Source organism: Oligoflexus sp. (assembly GCF_035712445.1).
In the GTDB taxonomy this organism is placed as follows: domain Bacteria; phylum Bdellovibrionota_B; class Oligoflexia; order Oligoflexales; family Oligoflexaceae; genus Oligoflexus.
The window spans coordinates 1-17,193 of the sequence record NZ_DASTAT010000111.1 but is presented as its reverse complement, the minus strand read 5'-3'; the positions used below and the strand labels follow the sequence as shown (position 1 = coordinate 17,193).

At 55.3% G+C, this 17,193-nt stretch carries 14 protein-coding genes; 8 read left to right on the top strand and 6 right to left on the bottom strand.

The window, feature by feature from the left end; translation table 11 throughout:
- Nucleotides 1-622: 622 nt before the first annotated feature.
- On the bottom strand, nt 623-1,297 hold the full coding sequence (locus VFO10_RS24325) for a class I SAM-dependent methyltransferase (protein ID WP_325144596.1): 675 nt from the start codon (nt 1,295-1,297) through the stop codon (nt 623-625).
- Nucleotides 1,298-1,468: 171 nt separating this feature from the next.
- Between VFO10_RS24325 and VFO10_RS24320 the strand changes: the two genes are divergently transcribed.
- The 3 genes from VFO10_RS24320 (at nt 1,469) to VFO10_RS24310 (ending at nt 4,884) form a co-directional block, all read left to right on the top strand.
- Entirely contained in the window at nt 1,469-3,349 is a 1,881-nt protein-coding gene (locus tag VFO10_RS24320) for a SpoIIE family protein phosphatase (RefSeq protein WP_325144595.1), read from the top strand.
- A 74-nt stretch (nt 3,350-3,423) separates the two neighbouring features.
- Nucleotides 3,424-4,362 (top strand): hypothetical protein, encoded by a 939-nt coding sequence (locus VFO10_RS24315; RefSeq protein ID WP_325144594.1) that lies wholly within the window; start codon nt 3,424-3,426, stop codon nt 4,360-4,362.
- 180 nt (nt 4,363-4,542) lie between these two features.
- Nucleotides 4,543-4,884, top strand: coding sequence for a hypothetical protein (locus tag VFO10_RS24310; protein WP_325144593.1), 342 nt, complete (start codon nt 4,543-4,545; stop codon nt 4,882-4,884).
- Nucleotides 4,885-4,927: 43 nt separating this feature from the next.
- Here the strand turns inward: VFO10_RS24310 and VFO10_RS24305 are convergent, their stop codons facing one another.
- The 5 genes from VFO10_RS24305 to VFO10_RS24285 form a co-directional block, all read right to left on the bottom strand.
- The gene (locus tag VFO10_RS24305; RefSeq protein WP_325144592.1) at nt 4,928-5,644 is read right to left on the bottom strand and encodes a hypothetical protein; all 717 of its coding nucleotides are present in this window, start codon (nt 5,642-5,644) and stop codon (nt 4,928-4,930) included.
- A gap of 148 nt (nt 5,645-5,792) precedes the next feature.
- Nucleotides 5,793-6,371 carry a hypothetical protein gene (locus VFO10_RS24300; RefSeq protein WP_325144591.1) on the bottom strand — a complete coding sequence of 193 codons (579 nt, stop codon included), beginning with the start codon at nt 6,369-6,371 and terminating at the stop codon, nt 5,793-5,795.
- Between the two features lie 67 nt (nt 6,372-6,438).
- Nucleotides 6,439-7,146 carry an energy transducer TonB gene (locus VFO10_RS24295; RefSeq protein WP_325144590.1) on the bottom strand — a complete coding sequence of 236 codons (708 nt, stop codon included), beginning with the start codon at nt 7,144-7,146 and terminating at the stop codon, nt 6,439-6,441.
- 159 nt (nt 7,147-7,305) lie between these two features.
- Nucleotides 7,306-8,367, bottom strand: a complete 1,062-nt coding sequence (locus VFO10_RS24290; RefSeq protein WP_325144589.1) for a hypothetical protein — start codon at nt 8,365-8,367, stop codon at nt 7,306-7,308.
- Nucleotides 8,368-8,517: 150 nt separating this feature from the next.
- On the bottom strand, nt 8,518-10,815 hold the full coding sequence (locus tag VFO10_RS24285; protein WP_325144588.1) for an adenylate/guanylate cyclase domain-containing protein: 2,298 nt from the start codon (nt 10,813-10,815) through the stop codon (nt 8,518-8,520).
- Between the two features lie 154 nt (nt 10,816-10,969).
- Between VFO10_RS24285 and VFO10_RS24280 the strand changes: the two genes are divergently transcribed.
- From VFO10_RS24280 to VFO10_RS24260, 5 genes are all read left to right on the top strand, one after another.
- Nucleotides 10,970-11,908: an ABC transporter ATP-binding protein gene (locus VFO10_RS24280; protein ID WP_325144587.1), complete on the top strand. Its 939-nt coding sequence runs from the start codon at nt 10,970-10,972 to the stop codon at nt 11,906-11,908.
- Nucleotides 11,905-12,666, top strand: coding sequence for an ABC transporter permease (locus VFO10_RS24275; RefSeq protein WP_325144586.1), 762 nt, complete (start codon nt 11,905-11,907; stop codon nt 12,664-12,666). The genes VFO10_RS24280 and VFO10_RS24275 overlap by 4 nt, the downstream gene beginning before the upstream one ends.
- A gap of 143 nt (nt 12,667-12,809) precedes the next feature.
- Nucleotides 12,810-15,557: a 7TM diverse intracellular signaling domain-containing protein gene (locus VFO10_RS24270; RefSeq protein ID WP_325144585.1), complete on the top strand. Its 2,748-nt coding sequence runs from the start codon at nt 12,810-12,812 to the stop codon at nt 15,555-15,557.
- A gap of 149 nt (nt 15,558-15,706) precedes the next feature.
- A complete protein-coding gene (locus VFO10_RS24265) occupies nt 15,707-16,717 on the top strand; it encodes a metalloregulator ArsR/SmtB family transcription factor (protein ID WP_325144652.1) in 1,011 nt (336 codons plus the stop codon).
- Nucleotides 16,704-17,193, top strand: a 490-nt coding sequence (locus VFO10_RS24260; protein WP_325144584.1) for an adenosylhomocysteinase, incomplete at its 3' end; no start/stop codon positions are given. The genes VFO10_RS24265 and VFO10_RS24260, both read left to right, overlap by 14 nt.

Sequence of the window (17,193 nt, the reverse complement as noted above, 5' to 3'; positions counted from 1 at the left end):
TAACACAGCCTCAGATGCGCAGGAGCATTGCTTGAGTGAGGATGAGTTCTTCAGAAAGCCGGCCGGTATCTGGATCCCTATGACTCTTCTTCCTTGAGACTCAACAGCTCAAGCATCAATCGCCGATGCCCTTCGACTGTAATATTACGCTTCAAGGTGAAACGGTTTCTCTCTCCGTCAGCGAAGCGAACGAGATGACAGTCCGTTTTATGGATGAAGTGCCCCAAACTGTTGAATGTTCGGTGAATACACAATCCTCAGTGAGCCATGGCGGCTGCTCCTCAGGAAACTCGATATTTTCTATGCGGGTACCTGTTCGGAAGGCGTTGCAATCAAGAATCGAGCTGATGGCAGCCCATATAAAACATCTGAAAAGGATCGACATTACTGGACCTATGAAATGAGCAGCGTCAGCACGTGAGGGGTCTTGCATGCAAAAAACTGACGGGGGACTGGTCGTTACGATCTCGCATAACGACAAACCTATGGATTGTCCTGATCACTTTAACATTTTCAGAATCACTACTGAAAAATAGTATAGCGACGTCCTTGGACCCACACGGGCGACAGCAAATCAGTTTTGCGCTGACGGCGCTACGTGTCGCGGGTTTGGGATAGGGTGTCAGCGCTTTTTGAAGAAAACAAGGTGCTGACGCGGCAGGCTGTTGTCCACTCGCACAAATTCCAGGTTGAGTTCCTTCCGGTTCATCTCTTTACGGATTTGGGCCAGAGTCATTTTATGATCGGCCTTGATCGGTACTTTGGGATCCTCGCCCCGATATTCCACGAGCGCAACCCAGCCGCCTTTTTTCAAGGCTTCACTGGTGCTCTTCATCATTTCAAAAGGCTGACTGAACTCATGATAGACATCGACCATCAGCACAAGGTCGATGGAATTCGGGGGGAGTTTCGGACTTTTCAAACTGCCCAGGACTGTCTTGATATTCCTGATGCCGGCTTTTTCATTCTGCTGCTCCAGACGCTGGAGCATTTCCTGCTGAATATCGACGGCGTAGACCGTGCCGCCTGGCAGAACCCTTGGCGCCATCATTCGCGTAATCACCCCGCTGCCCGCACCCAGGTCCGCGATCTGCATGCCGGGCTTAAGAGGCAGCGCCGATACCAGAATGGAGAGCCTTTCCTCGGCCTCGCGGTTCTCCCGCTCCAGCCATTCGATGCCGGCCGGTCCCATGACGTCAGCCAGGGGCCGACCCATGTAAGTTCCCGGTTTGTCCCGGGCCACAAGTCCCGGGCTCATGAGACTCCAAAGGAGCAGAATCAGGGGCAGCCGCTGCATAGTAACTCCTATTCTTACGTTCAAGAAAGATAGCATAAAAAGCAGCATATTCCCTGGAAAATCGCTTCATTCCTCTTTTCGACAACCGATACCGGATCCATGGGGATTATACATAGAACTTATTTTTCCTGCCTGCTTATGGCCCTGCTGACCTTGCTCAGCAGCGGGAGTTTGCGCGCGGCCGTCGTCACCATAGACGACGATTTTTCGGAAAAGCTCCTGGGCCTTGATCTCGATTTTCATGAAGACGCCAGCGGCACGCTCGACTTTGACGAGGTCCGGGAGCTGGAATTCAAGCCGAATCCTTATCGTGTGCCGGCCTTTGGTTACGCGAAGTCCACCTACTGGTATCGCCTGCTGCTTCGCAACGTCAGCGATCAGGATCGAAGCCTTTATCTGGAACTTGAAGTCAGCTGGATAGATCAGTTCAGCCTTTTTATGCTGGAAAACGGCCAGTGGATCAGGCGCGACGCGGGCGTGTCGACGCTGCTGAAGGATCGTGAGCTGCCGAACAACCGCGCGACCCATCGCCTGGATCTTCCGGCCCGCAGCGAGACCACTTTTTATCTGCGCGTGGCGAGCTCGGATACCATCCTTTTGCCGATGCATCTTCACTCCGCGGAATCCTTCCCCGAGCATCTGCGGATGAAAGAACTGCTCTATGGAATATTTGCCGGGATCATGGCGGTCGCGGCTTTCTACGGCCTCGTCTTCTTCGTTTACACCTATAACAAGGCCTATCTCTATTATTTCCTGAATACTCTGTCGTGGCTGGTTATGTTTGCGGCCTGGGATGGCTATGTGCAGGAATTCATCTTCCATGATAACTATGTCTGGAACAAGCGCTTCAACGTCATCATGATTTCGAGCTCCTTGATCTGGGGAGCCCTTTTCACATCCAAAATCCTGGAAACGGCGTCCTACTCCCGGCGATTGAACCAGATCGTCAAGGGCTGGGTCGCGATTCAGGCCTTGATTGCGCTCCTGGTTCTGGTGCTGCCCTATCCGATCATGATGCAGGCCTCGGCAACCGTCGCGCTGGTGTTTCCCGTCCTGCTGGCCGCCACCTCGATCGCCGCGATTCGGCAGCGGCTGCCCATCGCCCGAAATTACCTCGTATCCTGGATCTTTCCCATCGTCGGCGTGGGACTTTTCAACGGCATGGTGGTCGGGATCATCCCTGGGCATCCGCTTTTCGTCTACTCGCTGCATTTCACCGTTCTGATTCAGAGTCTCTTTTTGTCTTTCCTTCTGTCCTATCACCTGCGCGAGGCCACTCAGAATGCATCTGTTCTGAAAGTCTCCGTGGAAGCGGCTGGCCTTGCTCATACGGCTCTTATGAAAAACGACCTCAATCCTGAATACTTTCAGCTCGCCTATCGCTACCGTCCCTGCGAAGAAAGCGGCGGCGATGTCTTCAGCTGTCTGGCTGATCCGCGCGGTTCCTTTTCCTATGTGGTGGTCGGTGATGTCAGTGGTCATGGCATCACAGCGGCCATCATTTCATCCGCGTTCACCGGCGCCTTGAATGCAGCCGTCAAAGGACTTTATGAAACGACGCTGTCGCTGGATGAATCCTGCCGGAAAGTGATGAACGATGTGAACCAGGTGATGTGCGATTACTTCGCGCGCACCAATCACTTCGCTTCGGCGGTTCTGGTCGGCATTGATCATCGCAGCGGCGAGGCCATTTACATCAACGCCGGCCATCGCAATATCTTTCTGAAGAATGGCCCCCGGGTTTCGGCCCTGCTGCGCGGCGGATCCCTGATGGGGCTTCAGCATGGCTGCAATCTGACGCCGGTGAGACTGACTCTGACAAAAAATGATATGCTCCTTCTGTTTACAGATGGCCTTGTCGAAAATGATTTTGGCGTTTCGCAAAAAGGCCGCTCGGATGTGATCGTGAACAGCCTGAAGACTCATGCGGACCCGGAAGCCGTGCTGGAATCCATCTGGCAGGGAATCGTCAACCAACACAGTGGCGATCATTTTGACGATGATATGACCCTCCTGGTCATCAAACTGACTTCACTTCAAAACGCGGCCTGAATCTGACGGTTGAGGCCCTTGAGCAAGTCCTGTACAAAAGGGGCCAGGATTCCCTTGAACAGGACGCTTACTTTATGAATCGGAAAGCCTCGCTAATTTTTCTGCTCCTCCTGCTTTCGAATTCGGCTCAGGCCGCCCTGCGTGTGGTTGTCAGCGTCGATTGGGAGGGACGCAATCTCGATCCGCAGAACCTCGCCGCCATGGAGCATTTTCGTCACGACTACCCGAAGGTGCCTTTGCAGCATTTTCTGAATGCCGCCTATTATACGAAGGCTGATGCCGATCCGCGCCTGACGACCGCCGCGATTCGCTCCGTCCTGCGTGAAGGTGATGAGCACGGGCTGCATATCCATGCCTGGAAGAGCCTGGTCGAAGCCGCGGGCGTGGCCTTTCGCACCGAGCCGGCGTTTCGCGGCCCGCTTGATTTGAGTCAGTGCGATCCGGACTGCGGGCATGATGTGAACATGGCTGCTTACAATGAAAAGGAGCTGCAGCAGCTCATTCGCTTCAGCGTGAAGAAACTCGTGCAGCATGGCTTTGATCGTCCACGGAGTTTCCGCGCAGGAGCCTGGCAGGCGGATAAGCATGTGTTCCGTGCGCTGGCCCGCGAAGGCATCACACTCGATTCCTCGGCGACCTCGGCGGAATACCTGAAGGAGCGCTGGGGCAAGTCGCTCCTTTATCCTGTGGTCGGAAAACTATGGCCTGACACGACCGCGACCAGCCAACCCTATCGCATCGAGCTGGGTTCGGGTCTTTCCATGCTGGAACTTCCGAACAACGGCTGCCTTGCGGATTACGTGAGCGGAGAAGTGATCGCCGCGACCTTTCAAAAAAACGTGGAGCTTTGGAAGAAGGATCCGCGCCGCGATATTTATATTTCGATAGGCTTTCATCAGGAAACCGCCCAGAAATTTTTGCCCCATCTGCGTCAGGGGATTGATGCCATTCAAGCGATGGCCGAGCGGGACAAATTGCCGGTCGCCTTCGTGGTGCCGCCTTTCACGCTGTAAACGCGTGGCGGATGTCGCAGAAGGAGGACAGGCTGTCCTCTTTTTCCTACAAAATGCTGCCTTTCAGACCTTGAGAATGCCCCCTTCCTGAACCCTCTTGCTTGTGCCCGATCCTTGCAATAATGTTCTGCACGCGGATGCCATGTCCGCTTGGGACTTTTTTGGAAAAGGACTATACGCATGAAATTTTTGTTGGGACCTGCACTCCTGATTCTCGCCAGCTGTTCGCACGCGGCAGAGTCACAGAATTCTGACCCCAAACAGCATTTCAAGGAAGGCTGGCAGAATATCAAGGAGGGCGGGCGCGAAGTGGCCGCAGGTGTGGCGACAGGCGCAAAAAAAGCTGGCCAGGCCATTCAGTCGATCGCCTGCCCGGTGGCTGCGGATACCAGCGCCGGTCGCTATTATGCCAAGGACAGTCCAGGCTATGAAAAAATGCTGAGCGCCGAGAAGTCGGACGTGCGCGAATGCTTCGCCTCCGAGGCTGGCGCACGCGAAAAAGGCTATACTCTCGTTCGTTGACGGTTGGTTTCATGCGGCGGGTCCAGGCACCCGCCGCTTCTTTTTAGAAATAGTAACCGAGCCGCAGCCCCACATAAGCTCCCTGACTGGACTCGCGAAACGTACTGTCCTCGATGGTTACAGAGTAGCGCCTCATTCTATAGCCCACGATGAAATCCACGATGCGTTCCGTCAGATCAAAGGCGAAGTGAGCGTCGGCATCTTCGCGGGTCCCGAGCTTCGAATTGCGTTCGAGCTTATCAAAGGTTCGGAGGCTCTGCACGCGCATCAGATCCGCATTGAACACGAGTCCCTGATGCAGGTTCACGATCAAACCCAGGCCCGCATTCAATCCGGTGGCGAAGAGTCCGACCGCGGGTGCCGCGGCGCTGGTCACGTCCCATTCCGTCAAGGAAATGCCGACCGAAGGCTGCAGGAACCAGATGCGAGCCAGGAGCCGCACATCGGTCATCGCCGTGCGGGAGTGAGCCTGATTCAATTCGAAGGGCACGTCGTGATACGAATGCCCGACTTTCAAACCCATGATCCGCTTCTCACCCATCCAGCCGCCGAATTCCATCTCGCTTGTGTTACGCGTTTCCTTGCTGCCCGCCGCTTCGCTGTCGAAGGTTGTCATTCCCGCCGTGCCTTTGACGTAAATCGTCTGGGCCTGCTTGGTCAGGCTGTCGCCATAGACCTGACTCAGGGTCTGGCTGAACCCCAGCGCAGGCATGAAGGCGAGGCCGACGAGAGCGATGAGCCACGCTGTCTTGAAATGCATACAGTCCTCCCAAAGTGTTTCAAGGAGTCTTTCGACTCCTGACTTTGATCGGACGCAGATGAGGAGGGTTGATAGGGGGAAAGCTGCCCTGTGAGTGTCACCTGGCGGCCACAGTTTTCTTCAGCCTCTGTCGCCGCCTGTCTCGCGCTTATTTCGGTGTTTCCTGGAAGTAGACAAACCGCGCCTTGAGCGGATCACCATCAGGCGTCGTCACATCAATCTTGTTGCCGATCCATGGATACTGTTTGGTCAGAGCCAGCATGAGCGATTGAAAGCGATCGGCGTCACCGTCCTTCGATTCCGCTTCGACGATGCAGGTATCGACCCGGCATTGAATTTTTTTGACGAGAACCGAACGGGAAAGGTCGGGATCGCTTTTGAAAATCTCCCAGAGCCTTTGTTCACGGGCCTTGCCGTAGCCGGGATTATCCGCAGGATCCACATCATCGTGCCGCGAAGCGGGGCGCGACATTTCAAAATGCCCGGACGCAGCCTTGGACTTCGTCTTGGCCTTCGGTTTTTCGGCGGAATTCACCGATGATTCAGGCTCGGGAGTAACAGGGGGCGGTTCCGCAGGAATGGGTTCCTCGCGTTCCGCCGTGGCCGCAGGGGGTGGAGGCATCAGCACCTCTTCGTCCTGCGGAGCGGGTTTGGATTTTTTATAAAGAAGAAAACCGGCACCCAGAGTGGTGGCCAAAGCAAGACCAATCAAGAGTATTTTTTTCATGAGGCTGCCTTTCCTAGTCGAGATTCCATTGTACCAGGAATCCGTCCGGGCAGCCTAGTGCAAGGCTTTAGTGGGTCAGAGTAAAGACGACGGTGAAGCTGTGGCCCACCACGCGGACCGGGCGGCCATTGACTTTGCGGGGACGATAGCGAAATTTACGCACTGCCGCTCGGGCCTCGGCTTCAAAGACAGAACGGTTTTCCGCGGCAGAAACCTTGATATTTTCGACGCGACCATCCTCGTTTATATCAAAGGTGAAGGTGATGAAGCCTTCAATGCCCTTCAAGGCAGCTTCACGCGGCATTTTGGGTTTGACCTGCTCAATTGGTAACCAGTCAGTGCTGGCGTTGGGATCGCTGGGGCCCCGGGTGTTGCTGGCGCCCGTGCCCACCATGCCGACTTCCTGATTGTCGCCGAAACTCTGCGGCGCATTGTTCGGTGGCGGCGGTGGGGCTTCCTCCTCCTTGACCTTTTCCACGACGGCTTTTTTCATGACTTTATTTTTGGCCAATTTGGTCTTGGGTTTGGGCTTCGGTTTATTCTTGGGCTTGGGAGTCGGCTTGACTTTGACTTCTGCGGTTTTTACCGGAGTCGCAGGATTGCCGTTCGGATTGGAAAGGATACGGATGCGCGCGACCGGCGGCTTCTCTATGATGATGGGTTCCTGATTTCTGTGCCAGCGCATGGCGATGATGATCAGAAGATGCAGGACGATGGACCCGCCTACGGCCAGCCACGAGGCATGGCGATCGAACGACTGAAAGATGCGTTTCATAAGCCTTCCGCTCCACTCAAATCCGCTTCCGCTCAACGAATGCGCGTCTGATCCACAAGGCCCTCGCAGTCAAACGAGGACCCGTGGCACTATCGGAGTTTTGGGCGAAATCTTAAGAATCCCTGATAAAGGCCAGGGATGCCGAGGGTTTGGGTTCGATCATTTCTCCCAGGACCATTCGAGGTTTCCGCGCCCGGACAGGCTTATTTCGCTGCCCTCGAACTTTTTCCAATTGATGCCGTCATCGGAATAGAGGAAGTGGAAGCGATCCGGGAATCCATTGGGGAAGGTCCGGCCGGGGTTGGCGAGCCCCCCATCCATGCGAAAGCCATGAAAGCGTTTTTTAACGCCCATATCGATGATCACTTCGATGGGACTGGCGCTGTTTTTCAGGTCATAGGGTTCGCTGCTCGCAAAGGATGAAGTGGGATCAAAGGTCCAGCTGGTGCCGTTGGACGCTTTCCAATCCAAGAGTTCGGGACGGGTCGTACTCAGGATCTGGGCGAGTTCACGGCCCATGCCGGTTCCGAGGTACATTCTCCAGTCCGCTTCACTGCCTTTGAATTGAAACGCAAAGCGATCGGACTCCATGGTGTGGGCCGTAAAATCGAGGGAATCCAGGCGGATTTTGACCTTTTCCCAGACGCCATCAATCTTGAATTCAAAGTCCACCGTATCGGCGATGACGCTCGTGTCCGTCGGCGCATTCATGTGGATGGACTGGTAGGCGAGCTTTACAAAGCGATGCTCGGCAAGGCCCATCAGGATGTTTTTGATCTTGTCCTGAAGGGTGATGGGCTGGCCTGTCCCGTTCTTGTTGAAAATAAGAGTGATCTGTGTTTCCAGGATCTGGGTCACGCGATCCAGGGTGTCGGTCGCTGCAAAATCAAAGCGGCCCTGCCAGCGCACGCCCTTCGGGTCGATGTAATTGCGGGTGAACGTAACGGCCAGGCGGCTGTCATAGGACCAGCGCGGCTCGGAACCGGCGATGTCCAGGTCGATGATCCTGTTGTTCTCGTCATAGGGATTGCAGCCCACGGGCGTGTTGCCGGAGCTTTTTGGATCTTCGACATAGGAGCAGCGGAGGTAAGAGCCTGTGACCGGCGCGGGTGCGGTAGCCAGCTGCTCCTCGCTCGCGTCATCGGACGAGGGCATGTTCCGCGTATCCTTCGTTTCCTCGCAGGCCGTCGTGAACAGCTGCAAAAGCAGTAAGACGCTCAAGAATCTCGTCGTCCATTGCATGGCGCGTTCCTCGACAGATTTTTAACAGGGCTTGATAACTACGTATCGGTCAGACTCTAAGCTATTTGAATGAGGTCACCAGCCTTGGGAAATGGCAGCTTAATCCGGAATTATTTCCTGACAGCAGATTCAGAAGGATGGGACCCCGTGGAGTGAAGGCTTTTGGCGTTCGTGGAAAAGCGAAAAGATGCGGTTTTTCTGATCGCTGCTGAGGCCGACGTAGCGAACCCCATGCTCGAAGCCTTCCACGCGTGGACTCCCCCAGCAGATCTCGACCACGAGCGAGGACAGGCCCCACTGATGCAGTTCGTTCTGGATATCGGGATCATCACTCTCAAGGTTCAGAGTGAGCACCACGCCCTGGGCCAGGAAGATGTCGCTCTTCAGACCAAGGCCGGACACGGAATAATTCAGCAGCTGAAAGTGGCCCATGCCGCTGCTGAAGCGTATCCCGTGACTGCTGGCGGCCGGATGTCGCGTGTCGCGCTGATAGATGCCGGCATAATTCCAATAGAGCTTTTCGATGCGTTCGATGTCTTCGCCGGAATTATGGAAGGGATCCACTTCCCAGGCCTCCAAAAGTTCGGAGGTATGCTTCACCATCACATGACGTTTGCGCATGCTGGGATGATCGGGAGAAATTTCCATCAGCTGCGCCTTGGTCGAGGGACCGATCATGATTTTAAAGGGTGCGCAGGCCGTCTCCAGTCGCGCTGCGAAGTTCACGCCATCACCGATCATCGTGAAATCAAACCGCTGCCGGTTGCCGATATTGCCGATGAAGACCGAGGCCGTATTCACGCCTATGCGCAAAGGATAAAGCGCCTTGCCGGCTTCCGAAGCCTCAAGGCTATGCTGGAAGATCTTCTTTTGAATCTGGATCGCACAGCGGACCGCCTGGTCCGCGTGATGCTGCGTGGGCTGACCGAGTATGTTGTAACCGAAAAAGCAGAGGAGACCATCACCCAGGGTTTTGTCGATGGTACCCTGATGCTGATGCACGATGTCCGTGATGTCGGCGAGCAGGGCTTTCAGCTGCAGAAAGGTTTCGCTCGCGGAAAGTTTCTTGGTGGTCAGGGAAAAGCCCACGATGTCGACGAACATGATGCTCACGACATGACCTTCCGGCTCGAATTCCAGGCTCTTTTCGCCCTTCAGCAGGGCTTCGATGTGATCCTGCGGCACAAGGCCCGAAACCGCGCGGGTGATCCTTTGCGCTTCCCGCACGCGGACCATGGCGATCCACAGAAGATTCAAAAGCCCCGAGGTCCCCAGGGCGAGGCCTGCGGAGAGCCAAGGCAACTGCCAGGATGCATAGACGAAGGCGAGCACCCCACTGATGCCGGTGAACGCGAGAGCTGCAAGAAGAAAAAGAGGCGTCGCCACCGCATGAAAGCGAAGCGTGACGAGCCAGCCCATGGCCGCGAAGATGATGATTTCCCATGGACTCATCGGAACGGTGTGAATCCACTGTCCGGTCAGGACGCTATTGATCATCGAAAGCACCACATAGGAACCGGGCACGCTGCCCAGAGGCGTTTCCACGCGATCGGTGTTGCCTGTGAACATCGCGGGCAGAAGGATCACCAGCTGGTCAGGCTTGATGCGCCCGCTCATGCTCAACCCTTCGCGGCTGCGATGAATAACGGACGCGAGGCTATAGATATTACGCTCAAGGACTGCGACATCGACCATGTTCACCGCCACCTGGCCCTGAATATGCGGGACGGGCTGACCGTTGATGCTGGGGCCTTCTTCATCGAGTTTGATGGTGTCGGCGGCCAGCAGACTCCAATGCGGCACGGCATGCGCGGGCTCATAGCGGTGAAAGAGATTCACCATGCCCTGCCTTGGATAAAGAATATGTCCGAAGCTATGAAAGCCTTCCCACAGTTCAGGATCAGGCCCATAGACATAGCCCGGCTGCAGCTGCATCCAACTCAGTTCGTCGGCCCCCAAGGTGCGCCCCGTCCATTGGGATAATGCGAAGCCTTTGAAGTCGGTGGGCAGGGGCTCTTTGAATTTGATGACGTTCGATCCAGCATAGACGGCGGTGACGACATCCGCCTTGATCTTCTCGAATTCAGGCTTCAGCGCATCGAGCGGAGTCACGCTGTCGACGACCGCGAAGATCTTGTCGATCATGATGCGGCGTGGGCCTGCATCACTGATGGTCTTCAGAAGCTTCAGCCAGAGTTCGAAATCAAGATCCGGCTTTTTTGTGAAGCGCAGGGTGGAATCATCGTAGGAATAAATTTTGAGGCGTGGATCCAACGTGGGGGACTTCTGCAGAAAACTCCGCAGTCTGAATTCCAGAGGACGCACGCTCTTATCGTCCAGGGAGGAAAGGACCCCCAGGGCATAGAGCGACAGGATCAGACCCATCGCGAACAGGGTTACATAACCCGGTACCCGTTTAGATCTCATGAAGGAACCACAGCATAGCATCCTCGCGCAGGGCCGAGTATTCGTTTCCTTCCATCGTAAGGAAGGTGGACGATGAGGACAAGGAGCGATCCTTGCCGGTGGACGCCCGCGCGGGCCTGTGCTAGGGTACGAAAAACCTTGTCCAGGTGAAGGCATGCAAGCAATGGAACCCGCAATTATTTCTGTCACTGGTCTGAACAAGACCTACGCTTCGGGGCATCAGGCGCTCACGAATATCAATCTGGAAATCCGGCGCGGGGAAATTTTTGCCCTGCTGGGTCCCAACGGTGCCGGCAAAACCACACTGATCAATATCATCTGCGGGATTGTGAACCCCAGCGCGGGGACAGTCCGCGCCGATGGTCATGATATCATCCGCGACTATCGCGCGGCCCGCACGAAGATCGGACTGGTGCCGCAGGAACTCACCAGCGATATGTTCGAAAGCGTCTGGCGTACGGTCAACTTCAGCCGGGGACTCTTCGGCAAGGCTCCCAACCGGGCCTGGGTGGAAAAGATTCTCAGGGATCTTTCGCTCTGGGAAAAAAAGGATAACCGGATCATGACGCTGTCGGGCGGCATGAAAAGACGGGTCATGATTGCCAAGGCTCTGTCGCATGAACCGCATATCCTTTTTCTGGATGAACCCACGGCCGGCGTTGATGTGGAACTGCGCCGCGATATGTGGGCCATGGTACGGCGGCTGCGGGAAAGCGGAGTGACCATTATCCTGACGACTCATTATATCGAAGAGGCGGAAGAGATGGCCGATCGGGTCGGGGTGATTCGCAAAGGCGAAATCATCCTGGTCGAGGATAAGCAGCGCCTGATGCAAAAACTTGGGAAAAAGCAGCTGATTCTGAACCTGCAGGCGCCGCTTCAGGTCCTGCCCGCCGCCCTGCAGAACGAGCCCTTGGAACTCAGTAACGATGGGCTGAAGCTGACCTATACCTTTGATACCCAGGGTCAGCACACAGGGATCGCTCCGCTTTTGCGTCGGCTCGGCGAGCAGGGAATAGATTTCAAGGATCTGCAAACCAAGGAGAGTTCGCTCGAAGATATCTTCGTCGGGCTTGTGAAGGGGCCAACATGAATTTTTATGCGATTCGCGCCATCTATGCTTTTGAAATGGCCCGCTTCTTTCGCACGATTTTTCAAAGCATCGCGTCGCCTGTGATTTCCACATCGCTTTACTTCATCGTCTTTGGTTCGGCGATCGGATCGCGGATGGCGGAAGTGGACGGGGTGAGTTACGGGGCCTTCATCGTGCCGGGTTTGATCATGCTCTCGGTCCTGACGGAGAGCATTTCCAACGCCTCCTTCGGCATTTATATGCCGCGATACTCGGGCACCATTTATGAAATCCTCTCGGCCCCGATTTCCGCTTTGGAAATTGTCTGCGGTTATGTGGGAGCGGCAGCCAGCAAGTCCATTATTCTTGGGACGGTGATCCTGATCACGGCCCGCCTGTTCGTGGATTTCTCTGTGCAGCATCCGGTCTGGATGATTGCGTTTCTGGTGCTGACGTCGATCACCTTTTCGCTTTTCGGATTCATCATCGGGATCTGGGCTGACGGCTTTGAAAAGCTGCAGGTCGTGCCCATGATGGTCGTGACGCCGCTCACTTTTTTGGGTGGGAGTTTTTACTCGATCAGCATGCTGCCTCCGGTCTGGCAGAAGGTCACGCTCTTCAATCCTGTCGTCTACCTGATCAGCGGTTTTCGCTGGAGTTTTTACGGTCGCGCGGATGTCAGCGTTGCGGTCAGCCTCGGTACGACGGGCGCTTTTCTCGTCCTCAGTCTGCTCGCTGTATGGATTATTTTCCGCACGGGTTATCGCGTAAAGACCTGATCCCGGCAATTCTTTCCCGGATCTCGCAGGGAAACCTTGTGAGATACTAGGGAATGATGAAATTACTATATTTATACATGCAATTGAACTTCCTCCTTATCCTGCTTGCCCCACGCGCGACGGCGATGGTGCAAGGAGGGACGGTGGATTTTGCGTCCATGCACTGGGAAGAGGCGCATGCTCTTAGCGGCGAATGGCGATTTTTTCCACGGGAGTTTTTGAGCGAGGATCGACTGCGGTCACCCGATTTCAGTCTGGAGCAAGGTCTTCTGGTCAAGGTCCCTGCCGGCGTTGATGCCTATGTGGATGCCTCGGGTAAAAATCTGGATCCCCAGACCTGGGGAACCTTCGTGCTTGAGTTCAAAAATCTGCGGCCACCCTTTCAGAACCTTGGATTGAACGTGCGTGGGGATACGGCATACCGGGTCTTTGCTCTGGATGTGGAGCGCTCGGTGCCTATGGAAATGCTCCTGAGCGTAGGCAAGGTCGGGACCAGCCCGGACGATTCCATTCCTCAGGTGGCCTCTCCTGTTGGACTGTGGCGGGCTGATGGCAGCGGACACTATTATCTTGTCATTCACCTCAGTGGTTTTCATTATCCGTGGGGCGGACTTTGGACCTCACCGCAGCTGGGATCCTATGAATTGATCTCAAGGCGTCATCGCATCCTGTTTCTGTCCGAGGCCCTCGCTGTCGGCGCGATCTTCGCGATGATGATGTATCATTTCGGTCTTTTTCTGCATCGCAACGAAGACAAAGCCTCGCTGGTGCTGAGCGTCTTCAGTGCCAGTATCCTCTTTCGCATGCTGGGCAGCAGTCCGACCATCATGAATGTCCTTTTCCCCGAACCGAGTCTTTTGATTTTTGAGACTGTGCGAAAATTTGAGTATGGGTTCCTTGGCATTCTAGGGGCCTGCGGGGCGCTGTTTGCGATGGCGACCTTCCATCTGCGCAAGTTGCGGCTTCTTTTGCAATGCGAAGCTATGATCGGCGTCGCATCGCTGATTTTCTGCCTCGTCACGCCTGCGACCTTCTACCCCAGGTTTCTGATTCCCTTGAACGCCATACTCCTGGTGCAGACGTCCACCTACCTCGGCATTGTCGCCTGGGCGCTTTTAAATAAAGCCAAAGGCAGCGGCTACCTTGCTGTGGGTGGACTCATCATGGCCTGCACCGTGGTCTATGATGTTTTCATCGGCACGGGTCTTCACGATTCCCCTATATTTTTAGCCCCGTTTGGGATCGTCTGCCTGCTCTTCAGCAACAGTCAGGTCATCGCCGACTTGTTCGCGTCCTCCTTCCGCACTGCTCAGCGACTCTCCAGGACTCTTCAGGAAGAGGTCGAACGCAAGACGCGGAACATTCGCACGATGCTCGACCACATCCCGCAAGGCGTGATGGGCATTGTTTCGCCTGGGGTGGCCGATCATGAATACTCGCGGCATCTGAAGGTTATTCTAGGCGCGGATCAGGTGGCGGGCGTGTCCCTGAACGAGCTGCTGCTGGATCATAGTCTTTTGACCGCGGATGATAAATCGCGGATCACCGCCGCGCTCGATTCGATTTTGAACGAGGACCTGATCAACTTCGAATTCAATGCCGTGCAGCTCGTCACCGAGCTGGTGCTGATGATCGAGAACAAGCCGAAGTATCTGCAGCTCGACTGGGCGCCGATCGTGAACAATCAGGGCCTTGTGGAAAAGCTGCAGCTGACTCTGCATGACTATACGCGGATGAAGGCGGTCGAGGAGCAGAATGAAAAGCAGAAGAATCTTCTGGTCTATATTCAGGAACTCCTTCTCGTCTCGGGGCCAACGTTTCAGATCTTTGCCGAGGCCACGGACAATCTTTTGAATGATAACAGGCGACTTATGACCAGCCCGTCCTCGAATACGAGCGCGGTGGTCAAAGCCCTTTACATCAATATGCATACGCTCAAGGGCTCGGCTCGAACCCTTGGACTGAATCAGATCAGTGCCATGGCGCATGAAATGGAGCAGGATTATATCAGGATCATGAAAAATCCGGCCCAGCCCTGGCAGGCGAGCGAGCTGCTGGACGCGCATGATAAGCTGGTGGCCCTGGTCGCGCAGTACCGCGATATTCATCGCAGCATCCTGGGCCGCGAAGGAATAGGTCAGTCAGGGGCGACCCTGGGCCGCGAGGTCCTGGAAAAACTGGCCAATCTTCTGCATGCGTTTGAGCCTCTGGCCACCCAGCTCAACAGGATGGCGACGCTCAAGGAACTCTTGACGATCATCGAGACGCATATCTTCCAGGATGTGGCGCTGTTCTTCCCGGAAGTCCGTGGTGCAGTCCGCGGCATAGCCCGTGATCTGAAGCGCCTGGAGCCCCATGTGGCGATCGAAGCCGAGGGCTTTCTCTTCAGCCAGGCGGCCGAGAATCTTCTGCGCAAGATCATGGTGCATATCCTCCGCAATGCTCTGGATCATGGCATCGAAACACCGGAAGAACGCCTGCGTCAGGGCAAGCCCGCTCACGGGACTTTAACCATCGCCTGTGCCGAGGATCCGAAAGGCCTTCGCATCAGCTTTCATGATGATGGTCGCGGCCTGCCGCTGGGGCTTTTGCGTTCCCGCGCCTCGCTTTACGGCCTGCCGGTCAATGCCCGGGATGAGGAGCTTGCTGAACTCGTGTTTCAATCCGGTCTGAGCACCGCCGCCACGGTCACGGAAATTTCCGGGCGCGGCATGGGCATGGAAGCCATTCGCCTTTATTTGCGTGAAGCCGGAGGCGATGCCACGCTGGAACTTTTGAGCCCTGGAAAAGACCCCAATTTCCGTGCCTTTCGCCTCGTCGTTCACCTGCCGTCCACCTACTATCGGCGCCTGGATGCCGTCCCTAGCAGCCTGACTGCCCTTGTTTCGTGACTCGCTAAACCCTGCCTGATTTCCAATAAATTCAGTGACTTGAAAGCATCAAACTATTTCTATATAAAAAAACCTTAATATAGATTGGACATGAATCCGATATGTCTGTAGGATCGAATGCGTGACCCCAAAAAGGATCGAATTTGAACATGCTCGCCCCATCCAGCGCTTCGAAGCGAATCAGCCAGGCGCTGACCAGCAGCTCCCTTGCGGCCATTTGCAAGGCCGTGGCGGATCCTCTGCGCCTCGATATTATGCGGGTTTTGAGCAACGATTCTTTTGGTGTGCAGGAGCTGGCGACCATCTTTGCGATGCCGCAGCCGGGGATGAGTCATCATCTGAAGATACTGCACAAGGCCGGACTTTTGGCCACAAGGCGTCAGGGCAACAGTATTTTCTATCGCCGGACGCTTTTGAAGACGGGCCTGGAATTCCATGATTTCCTGCACAGTCTCTTCGCGACGATTGATGAGCTGGCTTTGAGCGAGGAAACGATGCGCCGCATCCTGGCGGTTTATGAGGATCGTTCCGCCCAGTCACGGCAGTACTTCGAACGGCATGCGGATAAATTCCTGGAAAACCAGGGCATGCTCTGCGAGCTGAACCAGTATCTGCCGAATCTGCGGGAAATCCTGGATCTCATGGACCTGCCGCGGTCGAGTCAGGTGATGGAAGTGGGCCCGGGCCAGGGTGAACTTTTGAAGGAATTATCGAGGCGCTTTGATCATCTGGTGGCGCTGGATAATTCGGAAGAGATGCTGGCGCTCACGCGCAAGCACATCGCAGCGAAGGACAAGATTCATTTCGTGCAGTCCTCGCTGGAAAGTTATGACGGCCGTGGAGGCCAGCTGGATGCCGTGGTTTTGAATATGGTCCTGCATCATATGTCGTCGCCGCGGCAGGCGTTCCATAAGGTGGCTCAGCTGCTCAAAGATCAGGGCTGCCTCGTGATCGCTGACCTTTGTTTGCACAATCAGGAATGGACCCGCGCCTCCTGCGGGGATGTCTGGATGGGCTTTGACCCCCAGGATCTCAAGGAATGGGCGGCCGGGGCCGGATTTATGGAAGATCAAAGTCTCTATCTGGGTTTGAAGAACGGATTTCAAATTCAGTTGAAGCTATTTCGTCTGAGGAAAGGAACCGACGATGTCCAAAGTTGATTATAAAGTAGCCGACATTTCCCTGGCCGATTTCGGCCGCCGCGAAATCAAACTTGCTGAGCGTGAAATGCCTGCTCTGATGGGCCTGCGCCGTAAACACCGCGCGGAGCAGCCCCTCAAAGGCGCCAAGATCATCGGCTGTATCCACATGACGATCCAGACCGCTGTTCTGATCGAAACCCTGATTGACCTGGGCGCGGAAGTGCGCTGGTCTTCGTGTAATATCTTCTCGACTCAGGACCACGCAGCTGCTGCCATCGCCGCTCGCGGTGTGGCTGTCTACGCCTGGAAGGGCCAGACTGTGGAAGAGGGCGACTGGTGTATCGAGCAAACCATCCTGAAGGATGGCAAGCCCTGGGATTGCAACATGATCCTCGATGACGGCGGCGACCTTACCGGCATGATCCATGAAAAATATCCTCAGATGCTCGACAAAATCCACGGCATCACCGAGGAAACCACCACGGGTGTGCACC